Below are 26,836 nucleotides of genomic sequence, written 5' to 3'. Positions count from 1 at the left end.
CGGTGACCGTATCGGCCGGGCGCACTGCACTTCCGGTCGTCGCATGAACGCCCCGAGGGTGCTCAGGCGGCGCGAGGCTCTCGATGGAGGGAAGCGTCGTGACGGTAGTCGGCAGAGTTGTAGCCGCAGGGTTGATCGTGGCAGGATCGCTCGCGCTCGGCGGCACCGCTCAGGCGTCGGTGGCAGTGGGGCAGGCCGGCTCTTCCGGGCAGATCACCTCGCCCTCCGATGGTGAGGTGGTCTCGGGCTCGTCCGTGGTGGTCTCCGCTCGTACGGGGCTCATGCAGCTGAAAATGGGGCTGTACGTGGACGGGCCATCCACGCCCAGCCAGAAGGTCGCTGAGGGCGGGGCCAACCAGACGCTGTCCGGAACGTTCGACGCGGGCAGCGCCCCCAACGGGACCTTCACCGTGACCCTCAAGGGAGAGATCACCGGGACCAGGTACGCGAGCAGTACGTTCAGGCTGCGGCGGCCGGCTGAAGCGCCCGGGGGTGTGAACGCGAGCCGGCAAGGCACCGACAAGGTGCTCGTCACCTGGAGCAAGGGGGCCGAGCCCGACCTGCAGTCGTACGAGGTGTCGAACACGCAGTCCGGTGTCGTCGGCCGGTTGTCCGCCGACAACGCGTGCGCGGGCTCCTCGTGCAAGGCGGTGCTGGCCGTGCCGTCCAAGGCGGCGGGGCAGAGGGTGGGCTTCTCCGTCAAGGCGTTCAGGGGGGACGGCGAAGGCGGGTCCATCGGGTCGGGCGATTCGGCGGCCGCGTACGTCACCTTCCCCGCCCCGCCGGCGGCCCAGCCCACGAAGAAGGCCGCCGAGACCGCTCAGGAGCCGAAGAAGAGGGACGCCCAGGGCGTCGATGCGTTGCCGACGTTGCCCGCCAAGAAGCAGACCGTCCCTTCGAGCAAGCCGACCACCGCCACGCGCAAGCCGGCGACCACCACACACAGGCCGACCACCACGAAGCTGCCCGACATTCCCGACACCGACCCCAGCGGCAACCTGCCGATCCCGACCGCGGGCGATCAGGGCGAGAACGATGCTCTGGTGCCGGCCGACAGGAAGGACAACGCCGAAGCGAAGGACAGCAACGACGCCGACGAGGCTCCCGTACGAAGTGACGGCGTGAAGGCCCAGTCGAGTGAGTCACCCATCGGGGACATCGGCCAGTACGGCCTGTATGTGGCGGGTGGGATTCTCCTGCTGCTGCTCGGAGCCCACGCGGGCGCGTGGGCCAGGCGACGCGCGCTCGCCACCGGGGCCGCCGGTGGGAGCGGTGCTCCGCCTGTGGTCGCGGGAGGCACCGACCCGCAGACGCCGGCGGCGGCGCAGGTCTCGCCCGCCGCGCACGCCGGGGCTCATGTCAGGCAGGCTGATGGGGGGACTGCTGTGCATGCCGCGACGGCTCCCCGTCGGCCCGCGGTCATCCTGGCCGTCGCCAAGACCCGGATCCCTGAGCAGCCGGCCGCCGCTTCTGGGGAGTCGGCAGCGCATGCCGGGTCTGCGCGGCCAGTTGCTCACGCTTCTTCCGGTTTAGCGGGGTCTGGTGCTCCTTCTGTGGTGTCGGCCTCGGGTGCTTCTTCAGGGCCATCGGCACCGACTGCCTCTGAGGCATCCGGACCGCATGACGCTTCCCGTCCATCGATGTCGGCCGGGGCGGCTGGGCTGGTGGCGTCGCATGATGCGGCCGGGTTGGTGGCGTCGCGTGGCGAGGCGCCGGCTTCGCGTGGTGGAGCCCGGTTGGCGGCTTCGCATGGCGTTTCCGGGCACGGGGGGTCGGATGCCGCTTCCGGGGAGGTGGGGTCGGGGGTCGGCGTGTCGCAGTCACAGTCGCAGCGGCATGTCGCCTCCGTGCTCTCGCCGTCCGCCGGTGTCCATGGGCTGTCGTCGGCCAGCGCGGCTTCTGGGCAGGGGGCGTCTCGGGGTGCTCCTGTGCAAGGGCCGTCGTATGTCGGGCCTGCGTCGTTGCCCTCCGGTGCCGGATCTGCCGGGCAGGGACCGCAGGAAGAGGAGGGTGCGCAGGCTGGGCCTTTGCGCATTGCTCTGCCGAGTTCGGCGGTCACGGATGTGGCCGGGCCTGCCGTTCCGACGGTGGCTCCGGCTGTGCCGCTCGAGGAGCGTTGGGATGACTACCTGCCGCCGTCGCCGAGGTCGATGGAGGACAGCGGGTTCTGGGAGCGTCCGCAACCTGGAGCGGCTGATTTCTGGGCCGCTGATCAGGACGACGATGGCAGCGGCGATGTGATGGGGGAGGAGCGGGCTCAGGCGGGGCGTCGGCACAGGGGTGGGGAGAGTTAGGGGCCGCGGGGCGGTGTTGCGGCTCTTGCGTTGAGGTTCGGTCGTTACTGGACGCGGTCGCGCTCTCGTCGGTTTGGCCGCGTGGCCCGGCTTGCGTCGGTGTCGTTGCGTGCTCTTGCTCTCTTGTCGATGTCGTTACGCGGTCATGCTCTTGTCGGTGCCGTTGGGTACTCCTGTGCTCCTCGCCTTCTTCGCGCGATCATGTTCGCGTCGGGAAATGGCGGATTTGGGATGGTTTATGTACGTGAAGCTAAGGCCGTGTGTGATCAGGCTGTGGCGTAAGTGATCACTTGATGACGCTGTAGTGGGCTTTTGGTGTCATGGGGTGGGGTGGCGTGCTGAGGCGAGGGTGGACGGGCGTGATCGCAACGTGGTTTGAGGCGGGGGCGAAGTCATTGGGGTGTTAGGAGGGTGTTGAGGAGGCGGATTGCGCCGCGTTTGTCCAAGGGTTCGTTGCCGTTGCCGCATTTCGGGGATTGGATGCAGGACGGGCAGCCTCGTTCGCACTCGCAAGACATGATCGCTTCGCGGGTGGCCGTCAGCCAGTCCGTGGCGCGGGCGTAGCCGCGCTCGGCGAAGCCGGCGCCGCCCTCGTGGCCGTCGTACACGAAGACGGTGAGCAGGCCCGTGTCGGCGTGCAGTTCCGTGGAGACGCCGCCGATGTCCCAGCGGTCGCACGTGGCGAACAGCGGGAGCAGGCCGATCGAGGCGTGTTCGGCGGCGTGCGCGGCGCCGCCGAGGTCGATGCCGGCTTCGGCGAGAGGGGTCACCGCGGAGGCGGGGAGCGTCCACCAGACGGCGCGGGTGCGGAGGGTGCGGGGTGGCAGCTCCAAGGGCTCGTCGCCGAGCATCTCGCCTGATTGGAGGCGCCTCTTGAGGTACGAGACGACCTGGCGGGTCACCTCCACCTCGCCGAAGTGGAGGGTGCCCGGGCCGAGGGAGGTGGAGCGTTCGGTGGAGAGGATGGAGATGTCGGTGATGTCCCGGGCGAACGTCGTGTAGTCCGGATACGCGCTCGTGACCAGGGCCACCCCGGCGTCGAGGTCGAGGAGCTCCACGAGGAAGGTCTCGCCCTGGTGCAGGTAGATCGCGCCGGTGTGCACCGTGGTGTGAGCCGAGGGCTCATCCACGCTGCCCAGAAGGCGGCCCGTGGACGACTCCACGACCTGGATCGGGTTGCCACCGCCACCCCGGATGTCGGCGAGGTCGGTGGCGCGCTCCCTCCTGGTCCAGAACCAGCCCGTCGGACGCCTCCTGAGCAGGCCCTGCGCCACGAGATCATCGAGCACCTTCGGCGTGGTGGGGCCGAAGATCGGCAGATCGTCCTCGGTCAGCGGGATCTCGGCGGCCGCGGCGCAGAGGTGGGGGCCCAGGACGTACGGGTTGCTCGGGTCGAGGACGATCGCCTCCACCGGGCGGCCGAACAGGGCCTCGGGGTGGTGGACGAGGTAGGTGTCCAGGGGGTCGTCCCTGGCGATCAGGACGGCGAGCGCGTCCTGGCCGTCGCGGCCCGCCCGGCCCACCTGCTGCCACAGGGAGGCTCGGGTGCCGGGCCAGCCGGCGATCAGGACGGCGTCCAGGCCGGAGACGTCGACGCCCAGCTCCAGGGCGTTCGTGGTGGCCAGGCCCATGATGGTGCCGGCGCGGAGGGCCTTTTCGAGGAGCCTGCGGTCCTCGGCGAGGTAGCCGGCCCGGTAGGCGGCGATCTTGTTGGGGAGGTCGGCCAGGTTCGGGTCGGGAGGGTCCGGGACGGCCCAGGTCAGAGGGCCGTGGGGGGAGGTGGTCGCGGTCCCTGACACGCCCGGGGCGGGTGGTGTCGCCGGCTTGGGGATTGGCGGTGCCGAGGGCTCAGGAGTCGGTGACGCCGTCGGCTCGGGGGTCGATGGTGCCGCCGCTGGTTCGGGGGCTGGGGGTGCTGAGGGTTCGGCGGTCGGTGGTGTCGCCGGCTTGGGGGTTGGCGGTGCCGACAGTGCGGGAGTCGGTTGTGCCGCCGGCTCGGAAGCCGAGGAAGCCGATGGCTCGGCGGTCGGAGGTGCCGATGGCTCGGGAGCCGGCGGCGCTGAGGGGGCAGGGGTCGGTGAAGTCGCGGACCTCCGGGTCGGTGGGGTCTTCGGTGTTGCGAGTGAAGGGGTGGGAGCCGCCGTGGTGACGGGTGCCGGGGGGTTGGGATGCGGTGCTTCGGAGGGATCGTCGCCCAACGGAGCTGGGGTGGTGTGGCGGGGGGCGGGGGCCGGTGGGGGGGGGGTGGGGTGGGGGGGGGGGGGGGGGGGGCGGGGGGGGGGGGGGGTGGGGGGGGGGGGGGGGGGGGGGGGGGGGGGGGGGGGGCGGGGGGGGCGGGGCGGGGGGGGGGGGGGGGGGCGCGGCGGGGGGGGGGGGGGGGGGGGGGGGGGGCCGCGGGGGGGGGGGGGCGGGGGGGTGCGGGGGGGGGGGGGCGGGGCCGGGGGGGGGGGGGGGGGGGGGGGGGGGGGGGGGGGGGGGGGGGGTGGCGGGGGACATCGACCCTTGACGTGCGTGGGAGGCGTCTCCTAGTCTTCGGGAAATCCCGCTGAGACCGGTCTCAATCAGCATACACGGGTGAGACCGGTCTCACTGAATTCGCACCTTTGGGCGGTCCCCGTGTCTCCAACCCCTCGCACCTCCGTACTGGTGGCGCTGCTGGCGCTCGTCGCCATGCTGGGCCTTGCCGCGTGCGGCGGCGGCAGCACCGACAGCAGCACAGGCAGCAGCGCCGACAATCCTTACGGGCTGATCAAGCCCGGGCAGTTGCGGGTCGCCACCCTCGGCGACGCCAAGCCCTACACCTTCACCGACGCCGGCGGCCAGTTCACCGGCTTCGACGTCGAGCTCTTCCGCGACGTCGCCAAGCGGATGGGCATCACCGACGTCGTCTACACCGGCCAGGACTTCTCGGCCCTGCTGCCGGCGGTGGCCAACGGCCAGTTCGACGCCGGCGTCGCGGCCATCGGCATCACCGAGGCGCGCAGGAAGACGGTCGACTTCAGTGTCGGTTACCTGGCCGGCTACCTCACCGTGATCACGAAGAAGGACTCCGGCATCACCTCCGCCGACGGGCTCGCCGGCAGGCGGCTGGGCGTCGTGCAGGGCACGTTGCAGGAGGCGTACGCGGTCAAGAACTTCCCGAAGGCCGACCTGGTCCGCTTCCCGGACAACAACGCGGCCGTCTCCGCGCTCAACCGCGGCTCGGTCGACGCCCACTTCCTCGACTACGAGGCCGCCAAGTCCTACATCGCGCAGTTCGGCCTGGTCAGCGCCGCCGACATCCCGTCCTTCGACGCGCCGGCCGGGTTCGCCATCAGGAAGGGCAACTCCGCTCTGAAGGCGGCCCTGGACAAGGCGCTGGTCGCGGCGATGGAGGACGGCACGTGGAAGCGGCTGTACGAGAAGTGGTTCCCCGGCTCGCCGATGCCCCAGCAGTACCTGCCCGGCGGTGACCACACCGGCGCGCCGGCCGCCGCCCGATGATCGGCTCGCCTGAACACGCGGAAAGGAGCTGACGTGGACTGGCTGGACGACCTGATCCGCACGTTCTTCGACTTCTCGGCGATGGCCGAGGTGCTGCCGCAGATGCTGGCCGTCGGCCTGGCCAACACGCTGATCATCTCGGTCGCGGCCACGGTGATCGGCCTGGTCCTCGGCATGCTCGTCGCGGTCGCGGGCATCTCGGCCACGCCGTGGCTGCGGATCCCGGCCCGGGTCTACACCGACCTGTTCCGCGGGGTGCCGGCGATCTTGACCATCCTGCTCATCGGTCAGGGGTTCGCCAGGCTGAGCCAGTCGATCTTCGGGCCTTCGCCCTACCCGCTGGGGATCATCGCGTTGAGCCTGATCGCCAGCGCGTACATCGGTGAGATCTTCCGGGCCGGCATCCAGAGCGTCGACAAGGGCCAGCTCGAAGCCTGCCGGGCGCTCGGGATGACCTACGCCAGGGCCATGCGCCTGGTGGTCGTGCCGCAGGGCGTGCGACGGGTGTTGCCGGCCCTGGTCAACCAGTTCATCGCGATCGTCAAGGACTCCAGCCTGGTCTACTTCCTCGGCCTGCTGGTCAGCGAGCGAGAGCTGTTCCGGGTCGGTCAGGACGCGGCGATCCTGTCGGGCAACCTGTCCCCGCTGCTCCTGGCCGGGGTGTTCTACCTGGTCATCACGGTGCCGCTGACCCACCTGGTGAACTACTTCGATCAACGGTTCCGTACCGGCCGGCGCAAGGCCGGGCCGGTGAGCGGCCTCAAGGAGCTCGACGAGCTCGACAGCGGCAGCCCTCTGACCACCGGGAGCAAGGCATGAACGCGCAGACGCCGAGTCCGGCCTTTCACGGCTCCGGCCTGGAGCTGGTCGGCCTGTCGATGGCGTACGGCAGCTTCGACGTGGTGCGCGAGGTCAGCTTCGAGGTCCGGCCGGGCAGCACCACCTGCGTCATCGGGCCGTCGGGGTCGGGCAAGTCGACCTTGCTGCGCGGCATCAACCGGCTGCACGAGCCCAAGAGCGGCGAGGTGCTGCTGGCGGGCGAGAAGACCTCGGCGATGGTGCCGGAGCGGTTGCGGCAGCGGATCGGGCTGGTGTTCCAGCACTTCAACCTCTTCCCCGACCACACGGCGCTGGACAATGTGGCCCTGGCGCTGTGGAAGGTCAAGGGCATGCCGCGGGCCGCGGCGCGGGAGCGGGCCGGCCGGGCGCTGGCCGAGGTGGGGCTCGCGGAGCGGGCCGATCACCGGCCCCGCGACCTGTCCGGCGGCCAGCAGCAGCGGGTGGCGATCGCCCGGGCGCTGGCCATGGAGCCGGAGGTCATGCTGTTCGACGAGGCCACGAGCGCGCTGGACCCCGAGCTGGTCAAGGGGGTGCTCAACCTGATGGCGGGCCTGGGCCGGCGGGGCATGACCATGGTCGTGGTCACCCATGAGATGGGCTTCGCCCGCCGGGCCGCCGACCAGGTGGTCTTCATGGACGAGGGCGAGGTGGTCGAGCGGGGCAGCCCGGAGGAGCTGTTCGATCGTCCCCGCAGCCCGCGGCTGCAGCGGTTTCTTTCGGAGGTGTTGTGAACGTGCGGGACGGCGGCCGGCCGATCCGGACGGGGATCATCGGTTTCGGTACCGGCGGGCGGGTGTTCCACGGCCCGCTCCTGGCGGCCGATCCCCGGTTCGAGGTGTCGGCGGTGGTCACCGCCGACCCGGGCCGCCGGGCGCAGGCGGCCAAGGACCATCCGGGGGCCGCCGTGCTGCGGAGCGCCGAGGAGCTGTTCGCCGAGGCCGGCCGGCTCGATCTGGTCGTGGTCACCACCCCGCCGGACTCGCACGACGACCTGGCTTCGGCCGCGCTCGCCCGCGGGCTGGCCGTGGTGGTGGACAAGCCCTTCACGGTACGGGCCGAGCAGGGGCGCGAGCTGATCGCCGAGGCGGAGCGGCTGGGGCTGCTTCTCACGGTGTTCCACAACCGCCGCTACGACGGCGACTTCCGCACCGTGCGCTGGCTCGTGGCGGGCGGGTCGCTGGGCGAGGTCCGTACCTTCGAGTCGCGCTTCGAATGGTGCAAGCCCGACGAGCCGAAGGCGTGGAAGGCGCAGGCCCTGCCCGCCGACGGCGGCGGGATGTTGTTCGACCTCGGGCCGCACCTGCTCGACCAGGCGTTGCGGCTGTTCGGCCCGGTCGGCTCCGTGCACGCCGAGCTCACCCGCTACCGGCCCGGCCCGGGTGGCGACGATGAGGCGTTCGTGTCCCTGGTGCACGAGAGCGGGGTGCGCAGTCACCTCGCGATGAGCTCGCTGGCCCCGCTCGAGCGGCCCCGGTTCACGATCGCCGGATCGGCGGCGGGCTTCGTCAAATGGGGGCTCGACTGCCAGGAGCAGCAGCTGGCCGCCGGCCTCGGTCCTGGCGACGCGGCCTACGGCCGGGAGCCTGAGGAGCGCTGGGGGCGGCTGGGCGGACGGGACGGACAGACCCCGGTGCCGACGGAGCCGGGCGGCTACCCGGACTTCTACGACGAGCTGGCCGTCGCCCTGAACGGGGGTGGCGCGCCCCCGGTCGCCGCCGGTGACGCGCTGGCGGTCATCGAGCTGATCGAGCACATCTACGCCACCACCGACATCCGTCGCGGTCACTGACTCCGGTGGCTTACGAAAGGACTTTCATGAGCAGCACCCAGCCCCGGACCGTCGTCGTCGGCGGCGGCATCATCGGGGTCTCCACCGCCCGCCACCTCGCCCGGGCCGGCGCCGACGTCACATTGATCACCGAGGGGGAGCTGACCAGCAACGCCTCCGGCCGTTCGCTGTCGTGGCTCAACTCCGCGGGCGTGCGCGGCGAGGAGTACCACCGGTTGCGGATGGCCGGGATCGACCGCTACCGGACCCTGGCGGCCCAGCACCCGGGCCTGCGCTGGTTGCGCTTCGACGGCGGCCTGACCTGGCAGGCGCCGGAGAACGCCGACGACCTGCACCGCATCCACGAGTACGAGCTGGCGCACGGCTACGACAGCCACCTGATCGACGCGGGCCGGGTGGCCGACTACACGCCCGGCATCGACCCGGCGGCCATCTCGCCGGCCGGCGCCATCTGGAACCCGGGCGAAGGCTGGGTGGACCTGCCCCATCTGGCCCAGCACCTGGTCAAGGAGTTCGTCGAGCACGGCGGCCGCCTGGTGACCAACGCGGGATCGGCCCGGGTCGAGACCGCGGGCGGGTCGGTGTCCGGCGTCCGCACCGCTGCGGGGGAATCGTACGCCGCCGACACGGTGGTGCTGGCCACCGGCCCGGCGGTGCCGGCGATGGCCGCCGAGCTTGGCGTCGCCATCCCGGACCAGACGCCGATCTCCCTGCTGGTGACGACCAGGCCGGTCGACACGCCGCTGCGCGCGGTGCTCAACACGCCCCGGGCCGCGGTCCGGCCGGCTCCGAACGGCGCCCTCGCGGTCGACTCGGACTGGACCACGGCGAGCATCCGCCCGAGCGCCGGCGGAGGCTTCGCCATCTCCGAGGAGGTCGTGGCGGAGCTGCTGGCGGCGGCCTCCCGGCTGCTGGCCGGCAACCCGCGGCTGGAGCCGGAGCGCCTGGCGATGGGGCCCAAGCCGATCCCCGGCGACGGTGACCCGGTGCTCGGCCGGATCGACGAGGTCGGCGGCCTGTGGGCCGCCTTCACCCACAGCGGCGCCACGCTCGCGTTGATCGCGGGTGAGCTGCTGGCGTACGAGATCGGCACGGGCCGGGCGCACCCCATGCTGGCCCCGTTCAACGCGCGCCGGTTCCGGTAGCGGCGGTCAGGGGCGGATGGCGCTGTCGTCCGCTCCTGACCGGCCCGCGTGGCCGGGGAGATCATCTGCGGGCCGCTGTCCCGGTGGGGTGGCCGGGCATCTGCCCGCCACGCAGCTCTGCCGCGAACGCTTCGTCATCGGGACGCGGGGCGACGGTGCGGTGCCTGGTCGTCGTTCACGCATCGGGTGGAGGGTTTTCCAGCTTGTTCCATATGTCCTGGACGTTGACGCGTGGCGGGAGCAGCCGGCGGAGCGAGGCCGCCAGGTCCGGGTCGTGGGCACCGAGGACGGTCTCACGCCCGTCGCGCCAGACCACCTCCAGCGACGTCCGGGTGTAGCCCGCATCGGTGTGGCCGGAATGCGTCACCGTCACCGACCACAGGTTCGCCGCCTCCACCGTCCGGACGGCGGTTTTGCTCACCAAGCGCATCTCGTGCCGGGTGAAGTCCATGCCTGTGACCGTGTAACGGTCGATCAGCAGGCCGAGCACGATGCCGAGAGCGACCATCGACGCGAAGATGATCTGGCCGTGCGGGTACAGCGGCACCGAGAAGAAGGAGTGCAGCGCCGTGATGAGCATGATGCCGAACGGCAGGCATCCGCAGGGCATGCTCAGGCAGCCGGGAGGCTCACCGTTCTCCCACCGTACGATCGTGTCGTCACTCACGCTGCCGGCCCCGCCTGCTCATGACAGGGCGGGCGAGCGGCCCTCGCAACGACGCGCACCGTCCGGGACACCGCCACCTCGAACGGCGCGCCGGCGGCGTGGCCGGTGATGGGCGCGGACCCGCATCCGTCCACCAGAACGGCGCCTGCAGCCCAGGGGAGAGACCGACAGGACCGCGTGCAGCTCACAGGGACTCCTGGGGGAGGTGCCACTTGACCCACGCCGGTTGCTCCATGCGTGCCTGCCGGTACGGCGGACATACGCCGATCTTGACAAAGATCAAGCCACACGACAATCGCGGGGGCGGCCAGCAGGTGGGGCAGCGTCCGTTCCAGGTGGCGGCCAACTTCTGGAGAATGGGTGTGGGTCAGCCCCAGGCCGGTCTTGAGCTCGCGGTAGTCGTGCTCGATGCGCCGGCGGATCTTGGCCGGGGGGCCAGGTCCGCGGCCGGATGCCGCCGGCAGGGTGGACAGCCAGTAGCCGGTGGGTGCGGGCTCGCCTGAGGGATGCGGCGGCGCCGTCGCCGCCCGGCGATCGCCACGGCTTGGTTCTTGTCCAAGGGGACAGTCATGTCGCTGACGAGGGCGATCACCCAGCCCCCGCCCCGTGGGGGTTCCGCGGCTCGGTGTCGGGTGGCAAGCATCTGGACCTGCGCTTGGTGGAGAGTCCAGGTGATCGGTCGGGTGCGCGGGTCCGCGTGGGCGTGTCGAATGCTGCACCATGCCGGCCCCGGCCGGGCTGGCCGCGGCTGAGGCAGGAGGCTTCCCGACGACGCCATGCAGCACCCCCATAATCTACGCGACGATGAGAAAAATCGACGTCGTGTAGAATTTGTGGTGAAGGAGCGGTCCAGCTCCTGGCGAGTCTTCTCTGGAGAACCATGCAGAAGCAGAACTGGCTCATCACCGGCGTCAGCTCGGGCCTGGGACGCGCGTTCGCCCAAGCTGCCCTGGCCGCCGGGCACACCGTCGTCGGCACGGTCCGCTCCGAGGAGGACCTGCGGGCCTTCGAGGGGCTCCAGCCCGGGGGGTACGCTCACGGCCGCATCCTGGACGTGACGGACGACGACGCCGTCTCGGGCGTGGTCGCGGAGGTGGAGCGGAGCGTCGGCCCTCTGGACGTCGTCGTCGCCAACGCCGGCTACGGCCTGGAGGGCATCTTCGAGGAAACCCCGCTGGCCGAGGTGCGGCGGCAGTTCGAGGTCAACGTGTTCGGGACGGTGGCCACCCTGCAGGCGGCACTGCCTCACATGCGCCGGCGCCGCCGCGGGCACCTGATGGCCGTCACCTCCATGGGCGGGCTGATGGCGGTGCCCGGCATGTCCGCCTACTGCGGCAGCAAGTTCGCCCTGGAAGGGATCCTCGAGGCATTGGGCAAGGAGGTCGCGCAGTTCGGGATCCACGTCACGGCGATCGAGCCCGGCTCCTTCCGTACCGACTGGGCCGGCCGGTCCATGACACGCGCCGCGCGGGCCATCGACGACTACGACGAGCTGTTCAATCCCCTCCGCGCAGCGCGGCAGAAGGCCAGCGGGAACCAGTTGGGCAATCCGGTCAAGGCCGGGGAGGCCGTCGTGCATATCGCGTCGGTCGGCCGGCCGCCGGCCCATCTCGTCCTGGGCTCGGACGCGCTGCGACTGGTCACCGCCGCCCGCGCGGCCGTGGATGAGGACATCCGCGCATGGGAGGCACTTTCCCGCACGACCGACTTCGCCGAGGGTGCGCAGCTCTGATGCCGGGCCACCACTCCGCGCGGAGCCGGCGCGCCACCGAACGCAAGGGCGATGTCCGGGAGCGGGCCATTCTGGACACCTGCGAAGCCCTGCTGGCGCACAAGGGCTACGACGCCATGACCGTCGGCGACATCGCCGAGGGCGCCGGCATCACGCGCGGCGCCCTGTACTTCTACTTCGGCTCCAAGCAGGAAGTGGTCGCGGCACTCGTGGCCCGGACCGTCGAGCACCTGTGGGAGCGGTCCAGGGCCACCGCGCAGGCCGAGGAGCCGCGCCAGGCCATCGCGGCGGCCATGCGGCGCACGGTCGAGCTGTGGAACGAGCACGGTCCGGTCTTTCGCACGGCGATCGACCTGTCGTTGACGGTGCCGGAGATCGGTGAGCTCTGGAGCCGGACAGCTGAGTTGTTCATCACGGCCATCACCGCCGTCCTGGAGCGAGCCGGCGTTCAGGCGGGCAACGAACCAGAACAAGCCTCAGCGATGGCGGCCGCCCTGTGCTGGATGATCGAGCGGACCTTCTACCACGCCTCGCAAGAGTCCCTCGAGAAGCTGCACCAGGTATCGGCGACCTGCGAACACATCTGGCTGATCAGCGCAGGCCTGACCGCCTGACGCCTTCGGCATGGACGTCGCCGCAGCCGCGCCCGCCTGGAGCGGGCCGCAGGCGGCCCGCTGATCGCTGCCGCGGCGGGCATGTGGTGGTGGCATCGCCGCCGCGGCGCACGTACGGCTCTCGCAGAGCGCCCGCGCGTGCGGCGGAACGGCTGCCGATGCCGAGCACAGATCTGACCTGGGCGGTCAGGCGCGTTGGCACCGAGTATTCACCGACGCGGAGGCCGCGCGCCTGCGATTGCCCTGGCCGGGCTTCGTCCCCGACGATGCGGCTTCGGCGCCTCCCGCCGCTGCCTTCGGGTCGTTTCAGGCGGCCCTGGTGAAGTCGGGCAGGGGGCGGGCGTTCCTGGCCTGGATGCGGCGTTCCACCGCGCCCATGGCCTTCATCAGCGGCAGGCGGGCCACGACGTCGCGGACGCAGCGGCCGCCTTCGGTCTTGGGCACCATGAGGCGGACGTTGGGGCCGATCTGCTGCTTGTCGTTCACCAGGGGCCGGTGCGCCGCCTCGTAGCGGGGGAAGGCCACCCGGTGGTCACCGTTCGCGGCGGCCAGCTCCCCCGCCAGGCGGTAGGCCCCGACCAGGGCGAGTTCGGCGCCCGCGCCCGAGGCGGGTGAGGCGCACCAGGCGGCGTCGCCGAGCAGCACGACGCGTCCGTCGGACCAGGAGGTCATCCGTACCTGTCCCAGGGCGTCGAAGTAGAAGCCGGGGTCGGCCAGGGCCGAGTCGAGAAGCTGCCGGGTCCGCCAGGCCGCCTCGCCGGCGAACGCCTCGCTGACCAGGCGCTTGTGCTCGGCGATGTCCCGGTGATCGTAGTCCAGGGGAGCGGAGCGGAACATGAAGTAGGCCTTGGCCTGGGCGTGGTTCCCGGACCGGTAGATGCCGGCCATCTTGCCCGGGGTGTTGAACATCGTCACCCAGCGGTCGTCCCCGAGTGCGGCGTCGGCGTCGGCGAAGGCGAAGTAGTGGTCCTTGAACGCGATGAACCTCTCCTCCGGCCCGAAGGCGATCCGCCGGACGTTGGAGTGCATGCCGTCGGCCCCGACGACCAGGTCGAAGCGGCGGGCGGGGGAGTGCTCGAAGGTGACGTGCACGCCGTCGTCGTCCTGTTCCAGGGCGCGGATGGAGTCGCCGAGCATGAGGTCCACGTCGGTCACCTCGCGCAGCAGGGCGACCAGGTCGCCGCGCATGATCTCGGGGGCGGCCGGGTCCTGGGTGTGGATGCGGGCGACGGCCCGGCCGGCGGCGTCGACGAACTGCATGCCGCGCACGTCGGTGGCCAGCTCGCGGACCCGGGGCATGAGGCCCATCCGCTCGACCACCGTGACCGCGTCGCCTCGCACGTCGACGCCGTTGCCGCCCAAGCGGAGCTCGGGGGCGCGCTCGACCACCGTGGGCCGGAAACCGTGGCGTGCCAGCCAGTGGGCCAGGGTCAGCCCGGCGATGCTGGCTCCGGAGATCAGGATGCGCTCGTTCATGGCGGTTCTCCCCGCTAGACTTAAGTGAAATGAGCATTCCAGTTCATTATGTGAAAGGAGCATTCCACTTGTCAACGCCCGCTGGACGCCGTCCTCGTGCCGATGCCGTGCGCAACCGCCGGCTCTCCCTCGACGCGGCCACCGCGCTGCTGGCCGAACCGGGCGCGTCCCTCACCGTCGAGGCGATCGCCGCCCGCGCGGGCCTGGGCGCCGCGACCGTCGTGCGCGCCTTCGGCGGCAAGGACGCCCTCCTGGACGCCGCCGTCTCCCGCCTGCTCGAACCGCTCGTGCAACGCGCCCGCGACCTGCTCGCCGAAGTCGCGCCGCATGAGGCCCTGCGCACCTTCCTGCGCGAACTGATCGCCTTCCAGGCCGCGCACCACGCCATCAACGACCACCTGGGCGGCCTGGACCTGCCCGCCACCACCAGCCTGCGCGCCGGCCTGGTCGCCGCCGTGGAGGACATGATCGAAGGCGCCCGCCGCGACGGCGCCGTCCGCACCGACCTCGACCTCGCCGTCATCACGACACTGATCGGGCAGACCGCCCTGGCCGTCGCGCGCGCCGAGACCTCCTCACCCGGCCTCCTCGACGCCTACCTCACCGTCCTGCTGGACGGCCTCAGCCCGCGCCCCCCGGCCTGACACACCACCCTCGAGATCGGTTCTGTCTCCGCCGGGGGAGGCAACCCGGTGCTCGGTCACGCCGGCAGGGGCTCCATCTGTGCCAGCAGGCGTGCTTTGCCCGATCGGTTCAGCCAGGTGGCGAAGTCCATGAGGCCCGCGTGCGCTTCGCGCAGGGGTGCGAGGTCGGTGTCGTAGTAGGTCTCGTCGGCCCAGGTGAAGACCTTCGCCACCTCGGGGGCGTGCTCCCAGAGGACTTCGAGCGGAACCCGGGTGTGCGGGACCCCGCGGCCGGCCGCCGCGCTCAGCGCCTCGGCGATCTGCGGCGCCGTCAGCCTGTCGCCGGTGATCTCCAGGGCCCTGCCCAGGTAGACGTCCGGCTCGGCGAAGGCCAGCGCGGCGAACGCCCCCGTGTCCTCGATGGCGATGAGCTGCATCACCAAATCGTCGCGCCACGGGACGTTGAGCGAGCCGTTCTGGAAGAACCGGGCCGCACTGGTGAAGTCCTCCATGAACCCCGCCGGGCGCAGGATCGTCGCGGGCACGCCGAGGTCGCGGATGTGCTCCTCGATCTGCCACTTGTCGATGGCGCCCCAGCCGTGCTCCACGTAGAACCTGTTCTGGCTCTCGACGCCGCCGACCGAGGAGTACACCAGGTGCCGCACGCCCGCGGCCTTGGCGGCGTCGGCGACGTTCCTGCCCTGAGCGATCTCGTTGGGGTTGGCGGACTGGACGCTGTAGATGCCGTACGCGCCGCGTGCTGCCGCCTCGATGGAGGCGCGGTCGTCCAGGTCGCCGCGGACGAGCTCGGCACCGGCGCCCGCGAGTGCGACGGCCGCCGGCGTGGTGTCGTCGCGGACGAGGGCGCGCACATGCCAGCCGTCGGCGAGCAGGTGGCGGGCGGTGGCGCCGCCCTGGTTCCCGGTGGCGCCGGTGACGAGCACGGTCTTGGTGTTCATGGAGCACTCCTGTTTGTCGCTGCTTCGATGTGGCGACCATATGACGAAATTTGAAAATTCGTCAACTACAAGTTGTTGTTGACGGAATCTCGCAATTCGTCATATCGTTCCGGGGTGAGCGCCAACGTCGAACGACTTCGTGACCCCCAGCAGCGCGCCGAACGGGCCGCGCGGATCCTCGATGTGGCGGCGGACCTGCTGGTACGCCACGGCTACCGGCGGGTGACCATGGACGATGTCGCCGACGGAGCGGGCATCGGCAAGGGCACCGTCTATCTGCACTGGAAGACCCGCGAGCAACTGTTCAGCGCGGTCTTCGCGCGCGAGGTGCTCCACGCGATGGACGAGCTGCGGCAGGCGTTGCGGAAGGATCCGCCGGCCTGCCTGCTGCACAACTTCGCGCGCGTCTACTTCCTGGCCATCACGAACCGCCCCCTGCTGCACGGGCTGCTCCTGGCCGACCCCCACCTGCTCGGCAAACTGGCCACCACCCCCGACCGCGACGACCGGCACGGCGCCATGGCGCGCGCCTACCTGCAGCTGCTCGCCGAGCACGGCGTGCTCCGCGACGACATGCACCTCGATGAGATCGGCTACGCCTACCAGGCGACCTTCGAGGGCTTCCTGCGAGCCGAAGGAACCGCCCCCGCGGGCGGCCCGCAACAGCGGGCCGACCTGCTCGCCCGGACGATCCAGTCCGCCTTCGTGAAGAAGCGGACCATCCCCGATGCGGCGCTGCGGGGCCTGGCCGCCGCCACCGTGACGCTGATCAGCGACCTGATCGACACCGATCGCGCCGAGTTCGGCATCCCGGATGCCGACGACCCCGGACGGGACGGCACGCCCCTCCCCGCGTGATCTTCAGGCCGTGACGCCCCGGCCCCCGATCGTCCCACCTCAGCCACGTCGGACGATTGTGCTGCGGCGGCTGGTACGACGGCCGGCCGCCGAGCTGCCGGGCGAAACCGGGCAGCTGGCCCAGCAGCAGCGCATCGCGCTCGCGGAAGCTGCGTGCCCGCACCACGCAGGCGACCTGGGCGCCACCGGAGGTGGCATATGGGTGCTGGCACCCATGCCGCCACCCCCTCAGGCGTGCTTTCATCGTGCGGACCGCCAGATTCGGCGACGCAGTGTCGGCGACGCAGTGTCGGCGACGCAGTGTCGGCGACGCAGTGTCGGCGACGCAGAATCAAGGGGTCGGACGCGGCTCGTGGAGGGGCAGGGTGGGGCGAGGCAGGATGGGGCGGGACGGCACATTCGCCGGGTACGCGGGCGCGCCCCTGCGCTGCCTGGCGCTGGCCGGGCTGGCACTGCTGGGGCCGCCGCTCCTGGTCATGACCTTCGTGGGCGCGCACGCGGGGCTGCCGTCCCCGGCGTTCTTCGTCGAGCAGGGCCGCCGTCTGCCGGCACTGGCGCGGCGGCTGGCCGCCCGGTGGGGCGGCGTGGAGATCGCCGCGCCGTACCGCCCGGCCCCGCCGCCGCCCGTGCGGGATCCCGACGGCTGGTACCGCGACGGCGACACCTTGTTCCGCTCGGCGTTCCTGCCCGCCTACCTGGCGCGGCTGCGGTGGGTCGCCCGCGATCCTGCGACCGCGCGCGACCTGGCGTGGATGACGCTCAACCCGCTGGTCGGCGGCGTGCTGGCGGGGCTCGCTCCGGCGCTGGCCGGCGGCGGGCTCGCGGCCTTGTGGCTTCACCGCCCGGCCGGGGCGGCGGCGGTGCTGCTCGGCGTGGCGCTCGGGCCTCGGCTGCTGCGCCTGCACGCCCGCTGGACCCGGGTGCTGCTCGCGCCACCGCCACGCCAAGCGCCCGGCCGCGTCGCGCGGGCCGTCGGGGCGCGGGCCGCCGCCGGGGCGCGGGTGTGCGCGAGCGTCGTGCTGGCCATGGTGGCGACGGTGTTCGCCGTGGCTCAGACGGTGACGATCGGGCTGATGCCGGTGCGGCTGTGGCCCGAGACGGTGCTGGGCTCGCGCCGGTTCGTGTCCTGGCGGCGGGCCCGGATCGGCGAGTGGACGGGCGTGCGGATCGCCGAGCCGTACCTGCCCGAGCCGCCGCTGCCCGACCCCGATCCTGACGGGTCGTACCGGCTGGGGTGGGGGCCGGTCGGCACGGTCTACCGGACGCGGGGAGCCGCCGTGCGGGCGCGGCGGTTCGGGTGGATGATCCGCGATCAGGCTTCGTGGCGGGATCTGGCGTGGTTGTTCCTGGAGGTGCCCGTCGCCGCCGTGCTCTTCGCCGTGCCGGCCGCGCTGATCGTCGGCGGGCTGGGCTGGTTGTGCTGGCTGTGGGTGTGGACCTCGGCGCTGGGCCTGCTCACCGGCGTGACGTGGTCGCCCGGCGACGTGCTGCACGCCGCCGTGCCGGCGTTGTCGGGCGTCCCCGCTCCGGTGGCCGGCCTGGCCGCCGCCGCCGTCGGCATGGCGCTCGCACCGGCGGCGCTGCGCCGGCACGCCCTGCTGAGCCGCTCGCTGCTCGGCCCGGCCAGGGCGGCGCTGCTGGCGAGCCGGGTCGACACGCTGACCAGCAGCCGCGCCCAGATCCGCGACGCCCAGGCCGCCGAGCTGCGCCGGATCGAACGCGACCTGCACGACGGCGCGCAGGCCCGCTGGGTGGCCGTCGGGATGACGCTGGGCGCCGCGGAAGGGCTCATTGACCAGGACCCGGAGGCGGCCAAGGCGATGATCGCCGGCGCCAAGGACATGTCGGTGGCCGCACTCGGCGAGCTGCGGGAGCTCGTCCGCGGCATCCATCCGCCGGTGCTCGCCGACCGCGGGCTCGCCGACGCCGTGCGCACCCTGGCGATGGACGCCCCGCTGGAGGCCGAGGTCCGGGTGCGGCTGCCGGGCCGGGTGGCCGCCCCGATCGAGGCCGCGGTCTACTTCGCCGTGTCCGAGCTGCTGACCAACGCCGCCAAGCACGCCGCCGCGTCCAAAGTCGTGGTGGAGCTGCGCCACGCGTACGGCCTGCTGACGGTCACCGTGGCCGACGACGGGCGGGGCGGCGCCGCGGCCCGGCACGGGGGCGGCCTGCACGGCATCCGGCGCCGCCTCGACGGATTCGACGGAGTTCTGACCCTGTCCAGCCCGCCGGGCGGACCGACCGTAGTCACCTTGGAGATTCCATGCGCGTTGTCCTCGCCGAGGACGTCTACCTCCTCCGGGAAGGACTCACCCACCTCCTGAGAGCCCACGGCATCGAGATCGTGGCCGCGGTGGACACCGGCGCGGAGCTGCTCGACGCCCTGGCCAGGCACCGCCCGGACGCCGCGATCGTGGACGTACGCCTGCCGCCCGGCTACACCGACGAGGGGGTGCGGGCCGCCATCGAGGCCCGCACCCGCCGCCCCGGCTTCCCCGTGCTGGTCCTGTCGCAGTACGTCGAGCAGATCTACGCCCGCGAGCTGCTGGCCGACGGCGCCGGAGGGCTCGGTTACCTGCTCAAGGACCGGGTGTTCGACACGAGCCACTTCGTCGACGCGCTGCGCCGGGTCGCCTCCGGCGGCACCGCCATGGACCCGGAGGTGATCTCCAAGCTGCTCGGCGGCACCTCCCCCCTGCACCCGGCCGCGTCGCTGAGCCCGCGCGAGCGCGAGGTGCTCCAGCTCATGGCGCAGGGCCGCTCGAACGCCGCCATCGCGGGTCAGCTGTACATCAGCGAGGGCACGGTCAGCAAGCACATCGCCGCCATCTTCGCCAAGCTCGGCCTGGAGGACAGCGGCGACAGCAACCGCCGGGTCCTGGCCGTGCTGGCCTTCCTCAACCACGCACGGCCGGACCCCGCAGGGCCCTGATCAGCGGTCCGGCCTGACCGACAGGGCGTGCCGGAACACGCCGCGCGGGTCCCAGCGGGCCTTCACCCGCTGCAACCGCGGGTAGTTGCCGCCGTAGTAGAGCGTGGACCAGGGCACGCCGGAGGTGTTCCACGCCGGGTCGGCCAGATCGATGTCGGGATAGTTGATGTAGGCGCCGCCGTTGGCGCCGTTCGGGACCGGTACGCCGCCCGTGTCGGCGTACATCTCCCGGTAGAGGCGGCGTACCCAGGCGATGCTCTCGGCGCCGTCCCCTTCCGTCCATCCGCCCAGGAAGAGGGCCTTGAGTATCGAGTCGCGCTCGGCCACTGCGGTGGCGCCGGGGGCCACGGTGTTGACCTGCCCGCCGTACGACGCCAGCAGCAGCACCCCGTTCGAACCGGCCGGGCCGGGCACGCTGAGGCGGTCGTAGGCGAGCCCGATCTGCCGGTCGGTGAACCGCCGGCGCAGCTGGGCGGACTTGGCCTTGAACCTGCCCGACTCCTGGCCGCTGCTGAGCGCTTCCGTGCTGATCGCGTGGTACCAGGGCAGGCGTTGCGCCTCGGGGATGACCGCCTTCGCCGTGACTCCCCGGGTCAGCGCCGCGAAGTACTCGGTGAGCAGGCGGCCGGCGTCCGGGACGGAGGCGTCCATCATGGTCGGCAGGATCATGCCGCCGGGGTCCGCCCCCGGGGTGCGGCTCTGCACGATCAGCGCGCTCCAGAGGCCCGCGTACGGCGTGCCGGGGGCGCTGTTGCGCTCGTGCCACTCGCCGTGGTTGCGCAGCAGGGCCGTGAAGGACTCCCTGGTCATGTCGCCCCACGACCAGGCCGGGGCGCAGACCAGCAGCGCCGGTGGCGGCTTGGGCAGCAGCGTGCGGGGGTCCTTGCCCTTGGCCTTCGGGTCGCGCATCCAATAGCGCGTCACGACGCCGAAGTTGCCGCCTCCGCCGCCCGTGTGCGCCCACCACAGGTCGTGGTCGGGATCGGACGGGTCCCTCGTGGCGACCACCGTCCGGGCCCGTCCCGAGCGGTCCACCACCACGACCTCGACGGCGTGCAGGTAGTCGACCACCGAGCCCAGCCGGCGCGAATGCTGGCCGTAGCCGCCGCCCATGATGTGGCCGCCGGCCGCCACGCTGCCGCACTGGCCTCCGGGAATCGTCACGCCCCAGCCCAGGTAGAGCGTCCGGTACACCTGCATCAGCGTCGCGCCCGCCTCGATCGCGAACGCGCCTCGCTTGTCGTCGAAGTACACCTCCGACATCTCGCACAGGTCGATCACGACCTGCGCGCCGTCGCCGACGAAGTTCTCGTAGCAGTGGCCGCCGCTGCGCACGGTGACCCGCTTGCCGGCCTTGACCGCCTCCTCCACGGCCCGCTCCACCTGCTCGGCCGAGCCGACGACGTGGAAGTACTCCGGCCTGGGGGTGAACCGCAGGTTCGTCCGGCGCACGACGAGATCGGCGTAACGCGGATCACCCGGACCTATCCGGACCGGCCCCAATTCCTTGGCTACTGACGGTTTTGCGTTTGACGGCGTGCCGAGGCCCAGCACCGCCGTCCCGCCCGCTGCCGCCGCCCCGCCCATGAACCCGCGGCGGGTCACCTGGCTCACGATCGACCACCTCCTGCTCGCAGCTGAAATCCGTGCGATGGCAACGCTAGGAGCGTGATCATGGACGGAGAACCGCCCTGGCACCCGTCCGGCCTGGGACTTAACTCCCATCCGCGCGAGCGGTCACGACGTGGACGAAGTCGTCGATCCGCGTCATGGCGTCGGCGGCCTCCGGCAGGAACGACCAGTACAGCTGGAAACTCTGCGCCGCCACCGGGTAGATCTCCAGCCGCACGTCGACGCCCTGGGCTCGCGCGTGCCCGGTCAGCCGTGCCGCGTCGGGCAGACCCTCGTCGCCCGCCGCCTGGACGAGTATGGGCGGCAGCCCGCGCAGGCCGGCGTGGAGCGGATCGAGCAGGGGATCGTCGGGCGGGTGCCCGTCGAGGTAACGGGCGATGCCCCCGAGCCGCTCCCTGACGGGTGGCGCTGGGCGCCGGAACCGCCGGGGCAACGGCTGAGCGAGCGCGGTGGTCGACGGGGTCGAAGGCTTGGAGACCGGCCGCCGCGGGTGCTCCGCCGCTGTCGGGCGGTGATCCGGTCGGCAGTCTCGGAGATGGTGTGGATCCGTCGTGCGCGTAGGGCTTGGGGATGGTGCGGATAGCTCGTGCGCGTGGGTGCTGCCGGATCGCACGTGAGGAGTAGGCCTTATCGGCGCGGACGTCGTCCGCTGCCATGGCTCTGCGTTTCCGCTGTCAACCAGGCTGCGCGTCACCAGCGGGAGCCTGGCCCGGGGGTCATGCCACGGCGGCGTTCTCGGGGGCGATCTGCGTCGGTGTCCGGTTACTTGCGGGAATTCTGCCTTCTCGCAAGTTGAGGCGAGGTTCGGGTGACGCAACGGAAGTGATTTTCTGATTTCTATTTTCTAGAAAATCGAAAATGCTACACTGGCGGCGTGACAGTGGAGAGTGGCGTGGTGACGCCTTGTCAGCATTGCGGGGCGCCGATTGAGCAGCGGCGTGGGAGAGGGCGGCCCAAGGCGTACTGTCCTGAGAAGGACTGCCAGGCGGCGGCCAAGCGGGAGAGGGAGCTGCGGCGGGCCACCCCCGGGCTGGAAGGGGCGCTGGCCAGGGCCGAGCAGTTGTACGACCGGATGGAGAGCGGGCTGGCGGCGGCCATCGAGCCGCTGGCGCGGGCGCTGGCGGAAGAGCTCAGCCCGGCCGGGGTCGAGGCGAAGCTGAGTGCTGTGCAGGCCGAGGCGCACACGCGGGTGGCGATCGCGCGTACGGAGCGGGAGCAGGCGTTCGAGCAGGTGCGGATCGCGCGTGAGGCCACCGAGCACGCGCGCAGGCAGACGGCCGAGATGCGGGTGCGACTCGAAGAGGCCGAGCAGGAGCGCGAGACCGCGCTGGGGGATGCCGAGCGGGCGCGTGAGCAGGCGCTGGCCGCGTTGCGGGAGGCGGCGAGCACCGAACGGCAGGCGTTGCAGGCGGCGGAGGAGGCCAAGCGGCGGGCCGAGCTGGCCGATCGGCGGGCCGAGGAGGCGGCCCGGCGGGTCGAGCTGGTCGAGCAGGCCAGGGATCAGGCCGTTCAGGAGCTGGCCGAGCGGGTCGAGCTGGCCGGCCGGCAGGTGGAGGAGGCGCGGGCGGAGGTCGTACAGGCGCAGGAGGACGCGGCTTCGGCTCGGGAGGAGACGGAGCGCGCCCGGGAAGAGACGGCGGCGGCCGTTCTGGCCCGTGAGCAGGCCGAGCGGGAAGCGATCGGGGCCAAGGCGCGCGAGGAGGCGGCGGCGCAGGAGCGCGATCGGGCCGTGGAGCGGGCGGTCAAGGCCGAGCGGGCGGCCGCCGCGGCCGAGCGGGACCGTGCGGTGGCGCTCAAGGAGGCGGCGCGGGCGGCTGAGGAGGTGGAGCGGCTGGTCGGGAAGGTGGCGGCGCTCGAGGAGGAGGGGGCCGCGGCTGTGGCGCGCGAGCGCAAGGCGGTCTCGCGGGAGAAGTCGCGGGCCGATGCGGCTGTCAAGGAACGTGATCGGTTGCAGGGGGAGCTGCGGCTGGAGCGGATCCGGCTGGAGGATCTACGGGCGGAGCTGGAGTCCGCGCGGGCGGAGGCGGCGCAGTTGCGGGAGCGGGCGGTGGCGGCGGAGATGCGTTCGGCGTAGTGCGGCGCGGCGGAGGTGCCTTCGGCGGCGTGGGAGGTTGCGAGATGCGTTCGGGGTAGTGCGGCGTGACGAAGATGCCTTCGGGGGTGGGCGCGGCAGAGGCGCCTTCGAGCATGTGGGGCGCGGCGAAGATGCCTTCCATCTTGTGGGAGGTTGCAGGACGCGTTCGGCGTAGTGCGGTGTGGCGAAGGCGCGGTCGGCGGCGTGGGGTGGCGTCAGGGGCTGCACGGTGAGCTGCCATAGCCCCCCCAGCCTCGGGGCTGGTGGGCTCGCATCTTCGACCGTCGCCCATTCGGCGGGGCGGCCTGGGTGGCGGTGGCTGTGGGGTCGTCTGGGGCGTAGCGGTCGTCGGTGGTTCTGGGTCTCGGTGGTGGGTTTGGCCGTGGTGACGGGGACAGCCGAGGGCGTCGGCGATGGCGGGGCAGGGCTGTCTCTGATGTGCCGGCGGAGGGCGGTTCGGCGGGCGGGGGAGTTGAGCCAGAGGGTGTGGTCGCGTTCGATGGCGTGGTGGCGGATCTGTTGGGCGAGTCACTCGGGCTGCAACGGCTCTCCGGCCCACCTGCCGGGGAAGAGGCACGTCGAGGCGGGGATTGGTGGCGGTGTGCGCGGTCGGCCGGTTGGCGAGGTGGCCGACGAGCAGTGTGGCGGTGGAGGGTGCGGAGACGGGCGGGGTGGCCGTCGGAGGGTGGGTGAACGGAAACGGGCGCCGAGACATGACGTGCGATCTCATTGTGGGCGTGCTCGCGTACCTTCCCGACGCTTGGCGCCACCGTCGCCCGCGCGGGCTCAGAAGTGGTAGCGGAGGATGCGTGCCCCTTGCCGGGACAGGGCCGTGCTGCGGGCGGTGAGACGGGTCAGCGCGCGCAGGGGTTGCGGGAAGCGGGCGGTTTCCGGGGCGCGGGTGAGGATCTGCTCCTCGATCAGTTCGAGGCCGGCGCCCCAGGACTCCGGTTCGTGGGGGTCGTCGAAGCCCTGGGCGGCTTTGATGCCGAGCGCCTTGATGGTCGGGTGGTACTTCATGGCCCAGGCGGCGAAGCGGGTGTAGCCGTTGAGCGCGAGCTCGCCCGAAGGGAAGTGGGCGGCCAGCGCGCGGGTCATCGTCTGGAAGGAGTCGCCGGGCATGAAGGGGAGCAGCCCCTCGGCGACGATCATCGCCGGCCGGTCACCGGGGATGGCGGTGAGCCAGTCGGAACGGGTGAGGTCGGCTCCGACCAGATGGGAGCGGCCGGGCAGGCATTCCGATCGCAGGTCCACCACTTCGGGGAAGTCGATGTCGTACCAGTCGACGCCGGGCGGGGGAGCACAGCGGAACACCCTGGTGTCCAGGCCGCAGCCGAGGTCGAGCACCACGCAGCCGGGGTGAGCGGCGACGTAGGCGCGGACGACGTCGTCGAGCTTCTTGGCGCGCAGTGCCGTGGTCAGGACGAGGCTGGGCTTGACCTTAAGCTTGCCGAAGTCGTAATCGATGCTGCTGTCCAGGTCGGCGGAGAGCGTGTCGCCGAGGATCGGGCGGGGTTGCCGGGCGTCCAGGGCTCTGGCGTGGAGAGTGAGCAGCAGTGTTTCCTGGATCAGCCCGAGCTTGGGTTGCCAGCGGTGCATGAGGGTTCCTTAACGGCGTAGCGGATGACGGGCCGCGAGGTTCCGCAGCCACGTCAGACAGTGGTGGGCGGCTTTGATGCGTTCGGTGCGGTGTCTTTCGCCGCTCGCGATGTCGAGCCCTTCGTCGGCGATCTCGCCGAACGCGGCTGACGCTTCCGAGCTTGTGCTGGATGACCTTCTGCCAGGCGTCGTCTTCCATGCGGTGGCCAGGAGACGCGCCCCCGGCCGACCAGGCCGATGGCCGTGAGGAAGCACGGCCCGGATCACGTCCGCGATCTGGCCGGCGGCTGCTCGGCCGGATCGCAGGTCATGAGCCGGCCGAAGGGTGCGTCCGGTGATGGGCGGCAGCCGTCCGATGATGAGCGGCAGCACCCACCCGTTCCACGCAGCAGGGCAGCCGGTCCTGCTCTTCCTCCGTGCTCATGGTCGCGTGCTCCGGTGTTGATCGGGTGCCGGTTCACTCGGTCATGGCGGCCACCGACTCGTAGGTGGGTGCGGGGGTGATGTCCGCGAGCCGGGTCCTGCGCAGGTAGAGGTCGAACCAGTCGATCGCGAGCGCCATCGCCTCCTCCAGGCCGGGGCCGGTGTAGAGGCCGAGCACGTCGTACGGCAGCACCGCGAGCCGCTTGGGCTCGCCCGCCCTGGCGAAGGCGCTCTGCGCCTCCTCGAGCATGTGGTACGGGTCCCAGCCGCCGTTGGCGATCATCAGCAGCGGCGTCGGCGCGAGCCGGTGGATGAGGTTCTCCGGCGCGAAGGTGAGCAGGTGCTCGGCCGAGTCGAGGGTCTTCTCGTTGCGGTACGTCGGAAACAGGCGGGTCGACATGTCGGGAGTGTCCTTCACGGTGTCGCCCTCCAGCGTCAGGTGCGGCACGCGGGCGCTCTGCCCGCCTTCGTAGCGCCGCTGCCAGTCCTCCTGCAGCCGGTCGCGCAGCTCATGGACGCCGGCGCGGCCCAGGAGACGTTCCAGGTACCGCCATCCGTTCCACACGCTGGGGCTCTGCACGACGACGCACTTGATGCGCCGGTCGAGCACGGCGGCCTGGGCCGCCACCGAGCCGCCGATGCTCACCCCCCACACCCCGATCCGTTCCGGCTGCACTTCGGGGCGGGACTGCAGGTAGGACACGGCGCTGCGGAAGTCCTCCACCTGCCGCTCCGGGTGGTCGAGGCCGCGCGGCTCGCCTTCGCTGGAGCCGACCGTGCGGTAGTCGATGGCCAGCACCGCGAAGCCGGCTTCGACGAAGTACGGCGCGAAGAAGGCCAGCGCCTCTTTGACCATCACCCCGCTGTGCCCGAGCACCAGCCCGGGGGCCGGGTCGCTCGTCTCGGGGAGGTAAAGGTCGCCGGCGCAGCGGGTGCCGAGGCTGTTGAAGGTCACGTGTTCCATGTCTTGCTCCGCGCTTAGTAGCTAGTTATTTCAAACATGACTGAAATAGCTAGCAATGTCAATGTGAGCTTCGCCCCTGCTGGACGGGGTGGCTGGATGAACCCTCCACGCCGGCGGCACGTCCCATGGATGTGAAGAGATCGCGTCTGGCCGTCATCGCGGTGCTCGCGTCGTTGTGCGCCTGCGGCCCGTCCGGTGCCGGCCCGGTGCCCACAGCGGCCGGGACCGAGACGATCGTGTTGCGGCGGGCCGATCAGCCCCAGGCGCGTCGGCCCACCCTGGAGCGGCTCGAGCGGGAGGCGGCGGCGTCGGGCCGGCCCCTGGAGGAGGTCGTCAAGCGGTACGCGGCCCGGATGGCCGCCACCTCCTCGCCCAGGCCGACGGACTTCGAGGGGTACGACCCCGCGGCGACCGACCCGGACGTGGTGATCGACGGCATTCCCTACGCCGAGCTGGTCGGCCGCAAGGGATTCTCGGCCGCGGAGCTCCGGCAGGCCCAGGACACGGTCGTCTCCTGGCTCCGGTCCCGTCCTGAGGTGGCCACCATGATGGCGCACCCGGATGAGGAGACCGGCCAGGTCAAGGTGACAGTTCAGCCGAAGGTGATGCCGGACGATGCCGGGGAGTTCACGCGCGGGCTGCAGCTCCCGGATCTGGGCAATCCGCGCATCAGCGTCGAGGTCAGGCTCTCCGCCGAACCGGTCGCCGTCCGGAAGCGGTGAGGAGCGCCGC

22 protein-coding genes and 2 pseudogenes are annotated in these 26,836 nt (G+C 71.7%); 15 read left to right on the top strand and 9 right to left on the bottom strand.

All coding sequences use genetic code 11. The annotated features are described in order from the left end of the window. The first annotated feature begins 137 nt into the window (after positions 1-137). Complete coding sequence (locus tag HCN51_RS16455) at positions 138-2,294, top strand: hypothetical protein (protein WP_168010486.1); 2,157 nt, start codon at positions 138-140, stop codon at positions 2,292-2,294. A 392-nt stretch (positions 2,295-2,686) separates the two neighbouring features. Here the strand turns inward: HCN51_RS16455 and HCN51_RS16450 are convergent. Further along, positions 2,687-4,015: pseudogene (locus tag HCN51_RS16450) on the bottom strand (Zn-binding domain-containing protein); the annotation flags it as partial. 895 nt (positions 4,016-4,910) lie between these two features. On the opposite strand from HCN51_RS16450, the gene HCN51_RS16440 reads away from it, so the two are divergent. Genes HCN51_RS16440 through HCN51_RS16420 form a run of 5 tightly spaced genes read left to right on the top strand, consistent with a single transcriptional unit; the run spans position 4,911 to position 9,551 of the window. Then, positions 4,911-5,777 (top strand): transporter substrate-binding domain-containing protein, encoded by an 867-nt coding sequence (locus HCN51_RS16440; protein WP_206067092.1) that lies wholly within the window; start codon positions 4,911-4,913, stop codon positions 5,775-5,777. A gap of 33 nt (positions 5,778-5,810) precedes the next feature. Beyond that, a complete protein-coding gene (locus HCN51_RS16435; protein ID WP_168010485.1) occupies positions 5,811-6,596 on the top strand; it encodes an ABC transporter permease subunit in 786 nt (261 codons plus the stop codon). Beyond that, the gene (locus tag HCN51_RS16430; protein WP_168010484.1) at positions 6,593-7,348 is read left to right on the top strand and encodes an amino acid ABC transporter ATP-binding protein; all 756 of its coding nucleotides are present in this window, start codon (positions 6,593-6,595) and stop codon (positions 7,346-7,348) included. The genes HCN51_RS16435 and HCN51_RS16430 overlap by 4 nt, the downstream gene beginning before the upstream one ends. Then, positions 7,345-8,406, top strand: coding sequence for a Gfo/Idh/MocA family protein (locus tag HCN51_RS62270; RefSeq protein ID WP_346433667.1), 1,062 nt, complete (start codon positions 7,345-7,347; stop codon positions 8,404-8,406). Before HCN51_RS16430 ends, HCN51_RS62270 begins: the two co-directional genes overlap by 4 nt. A 26-nt stretch (positions 8,407-8,432) precedes the next feature. Further along, the gene (locus tag HCN51_RS16420) at positions 8,433-9,551 is read left to right on the top strand and encodes an NAD(P)/FAD-dependent oxidoreductase (RefSeq protein WP_168010483.1); all 1,119 of its coding nucleotides are present in this window, start codon (positions 8,433-8,435) and stop codon (positions 9,549-9,551) included. A gap of 175 nt (positions 9,552-9,726) precedes the next feature. Here HCN51_RS16420 and HCN51_RS16415 read toward each other — a convergent pair whose 3' ends face one another. Both HCN51_RS16415 and HCN51_RS62975 read right to left on the bottom strand, forming a co-directional pair. Further along, positions 9,727-10,218 (bottom strand): hypothetical protein, encoded by a 492-nt coding sequence (locus tag HCN51_RS16415; protein WP_168010482.1) that lies wholly within the window; start codon positions 10,216-10,218, stop codon positions 9,727-9,729. Between the two features lie 362 nt (positions 10,219-10,580). Continuing rightward, positions 10,581-10,724: pseudogene (locus HCN51_RS62975) on the bottom strand (IS701 family transposase); the annotation flags it as partial. Between the two features lie 374 nt (positions 10,725-11,098). On the opposite strand from HCN51_RS62975, the gene HCN51_RS16410 reads away from it, so the two are divergent. Then, positions 11,099-11,950: an oxidoreductase gene (locus HCN51_RS16410; RefSeq protein ID WP_168010481.1), complete on the top strand. Its 852-nt coding sequence runs from the start codon at positions 11,099-11,101 to the stop codon at positions 11,948-11,950. Further along, entirely contained in the window at positions 11,950-12,564 is a 615-nt protein-coding gene (locus HCN51_RS16405) for a TetR/AcrR family transcriptional regulator (RefSeq protein WP_168010480.1), read from the top strand. The genes HCN51_RS16410 and HCN51_RS16405 overlap by 1 nt, the downstream gene beginning before the upstream one ends. A 306-nt stretch (positions 12,565-12,870) precedes the next feature. Here HCN51_RS16405 and HCN51_RS16400 read toward each other — a convergent pair whose 3' ends face one another. Continuing rightward, on the bottom strand, positions 12,871-14,040 hold the full coding sequence (locus HCN51_RS16400) for an FAD-dependent monooxygenase (protein ID WP_168010479.1): 1,170 nt from the start codon (positions 14,038-14,040) through the stop codon (positions 12,871-12,873). Positions 14,041-14,108: 68 nt separating this feature from the next. Between HCN51_RS16400 and HCN51_RS16395 the strand changes: the two genes are divergently transcribed. Then, positions 14,109-14,684, top strand: coding sequence for a TetR/AcrR family transcriptional regulator (locus HCN51_RS16395; RefSeq protein ID WP_168010478.1), 576 nt, complete (start codon positions 14,109-14,111; stop codon positions 14,682-14,684). A 56-nt stretch (positions 14,685-14,740) separates the two neighbouring features. On the opposite strand, the gene HCN51_RS16390 is transcribed toward HCN51_RS16395, so the two are convergent. Continuing rightward, positions 14,741-15,622, bottom strand: coding sequence for an NmrA/HSCARG family protein (locus tag HCN51_RS16390; protein ID WP_168010477.1), 882 nt, complete (start codon positions 15,620-15,622; stop codon positions 14,741-14,743). Between the two features lie 114 nt (positions 15,623-15,736). Between HCN51_RS16390 and HCN51_RS16385 the strand changes: the two genes are divergently transcribed. From HCN51_RS16385 to HCN51_RS16375, 3 genes are all read left to right on the top strand, one after another. Further along, a complete protein-coding gene (locus tag HCN51_RS16385; protein WP_168010476.1) occupies positions 15,737-16,480 on the top strand; it encodes a TetR family transcriptional regulator in 744 nt (247 codons plus the stop codon). Positions 16,481-16,845: 365 nt separating this feature from the next. Continuing rightward, a complete protein-coding gene (locus HCN51_RS16380; protein ID WP_168010475.1) occupies positions 16,846-18,804 on the top strand; it encodes a sensor domain-containing protein in 1,959 nt (652 codons plus the stop codon). Beyond that, complete coding sequence (locus tag HCN51_RS16375; RefSeq protein WP_080038647.1) at positions 18,744-19,412, top strand: response regulator transcription factor; 669 nt, start codon at positions 18,744-18,746, stop codon at positions 19,410-19,412. The genes HCN51_RS16380 and HCN51_RS16375 overlap by 61 nt, the downstream gene beginning before the upstream one ends. On the opposite strand, the gene HCN51_RS16370 is transcribed toward HCN51_RS16375, so the two are convergent. Both HCN51_RS16370 and HCN51_RS16365 read right to left on the bottom strand, forming a co-directional pair. Beyond that, complete coding sequence (locus tag HCN51_RS16370; RefSeq protein WP_168010474.1) at positions 19,413-21,026, bottom strand: FAD-binding protein; 1,614 nt, start codon at positions 21,024-21,026, stop codon at positions 19,413-19,415. It lies immediately after the preceding gene. Between the two features lie 100 nt (positions 21,027-21,126). Further along, on the bottom strand, positions 21,127-21,477 hold the full coding sequence (locus HCN51_RS16365) for an alpha/beta hydrolase fold domain-containing protein (protein ID WP_168010473.1): 351 nt from the start codon (positions 21,475-21,477) through the stop codon (positions 21,127-21,129). 441 nt (positions 21,478-21,918) lie between these two features. Here HCN51_RS16365 and HCN51_RS16360 point away from each other — a divergent pair, with 441 nt between their 5' ends. Beyond that, on the top strand, positions 21,919-23,118 hold the full coding sequence (locus HCN51_RS16360) for a coiled-coil domain-containing protein (protein WP_168010472.1): 1,200 nt from the start codon (positions 21,919-21,921) through the stop codon (positions 23,116-23,118). A gap of 786 nt (positions 23,119-23,904) precedes the next feature. Here HCN51_RS16360 and HCN51_RS16355 read toward each other — a convergent pair. Further along, positions 23,905-24,717: a class I SAM-dependent methyltransferase gene (locus HCN51_RS16355; protein WP_168010471.1), complete on the bottom strand. Its 813-nt coding sequence runs from the start codon at positions 24,715-24,717 to the stop codon at positions 23,905-23,907. Positions 24,718-24,741: 24 nt separating this feature from the next. Between HCN51_RS16355 and HCN51_RS61355 the strand changes: the two genes are divergently transcribed. After that, positions 24,742-24,867, top strand: a complete 126-nt coding sequence (locus tag HCN51_RS61355; RefSeq protein ID WP_277349999.1) for a hypothetical protein — start codon at positions 24,742-24,744, stop codon at positions 24,865-24,867. 307 nt (positions 24,868-25,174) lie between these two features. On the opposite strand, the gene HCN51_RS16350 is transcribed toward HCN51_RS61355, so the two are convergent. Further along, a complete protein-coding gene (locus tag HCN51_RS16350; protein ID WP_168010470.1) occupies positions 25,175-26,104 on the bottom strand; it encodes an alpha/beta hydrolase in 930 nt (309 codons plus the stop codon). A 131-nt stretch (positions 26,105-26,235) separates the two neighbouring features. On the opposite strand from HCN51_RS16350, the gene HCN51_RS16345 reads away from it, so the two are divergent. After that, positions 26,236-26,826, top strand: coding sequence for a hypothetical protein (locus HCN51_RS16345; RefSeq protein ID WP_168010469.1), 591 nt, complete (start codon positions 26,236-26,238; stop codon positions 26,824-26,826). Positions 26,827-26,836: the final 10 nt, after the last annotated feature.

The organism is Nonomuraea composti (genome assembly GCF_012034275.1).
GTDB classification, from domain to species: Bacteria; Actinomycetota; Actinomycetes; order Streptosporangiales; family Streptosporangiaceae; genus Nonomuraea; species Nonomuraea composti.
Note: the sequence above shows the minus strand (reverse complement) of the source record. Positions and strands in the feature narration are given on the sequence as shown.

Coding starts and splice junctions, on each gene's coding strand:
- HCN51_RS16430 (WP_168010484.1), top strand. CDS start 6,593: ATGAACGCGCAGACGCCGAGTCCGGCCTTTCACGGCTCCGGCCTGGAG.
- HCN51_RS16420 (WP_168010483.1), top strand. CDS start 8,433: ATGAGCAGCACCCAGCCCCGGACCGTCGTCGTCGGCGGCGGCATCATC.
- HCN51_RS16410 (WP_168010481.1), top strand. CDS start 11,099: ATGCAGAAGCAGAACTGGCTCATCACCGGCGTCAGCTCGGGCCTGGGA.
- HCN51_RS16405 (WP_168010480.1), top strand. CDS start 11,950: ATGCCGGGCCACCACTCCGCGCGGAGCCGGCGCGCCACCGAACGCAAG.
- HCN51_RS16400 (WP_168010479.1), bottom strand. CDS start 14,040: ATGAACGAGCGCATCCTGATCTCCGGAGCCAGCATCGCCGGGCTGACC.
- HCN51_RS16390 (WP_168010477.1), bottom strand. CDS start 15,622: ATGAACACCAAGACCGTGCTCGTCACCGGCGCCACCGGGAACCAGGGC.
- HCN51_RS16375 (WP_080038647.1), top strand. CDS start 18,744: ATGCGCGTTGTCCTCGCCGAGGACGTCTACCTCCTCCGGGAAGGACTC.
- HCN51_RS16355 (WP_168010471.1), bottom strand. CDS start 24,717: ATGCACCGCTGGCAACCCAAGCTCGGGCTGATCCAGGAAACACTGCTG.
- HCN51_RS61355 (WP_277349999.1), top strand. CDS start 24,742: ATGACGGGCCGCGAGGTTCCGCAGCCACGTCAGACAGTGGTGGGCGGC.
- HCN51_RS16350 (WP_168010470.1), bottom strand. CDS start 26,104: ATGGAACACGTGACCTTCAACAGCCTCGGCACCCGCTGCGCCGGCGAC.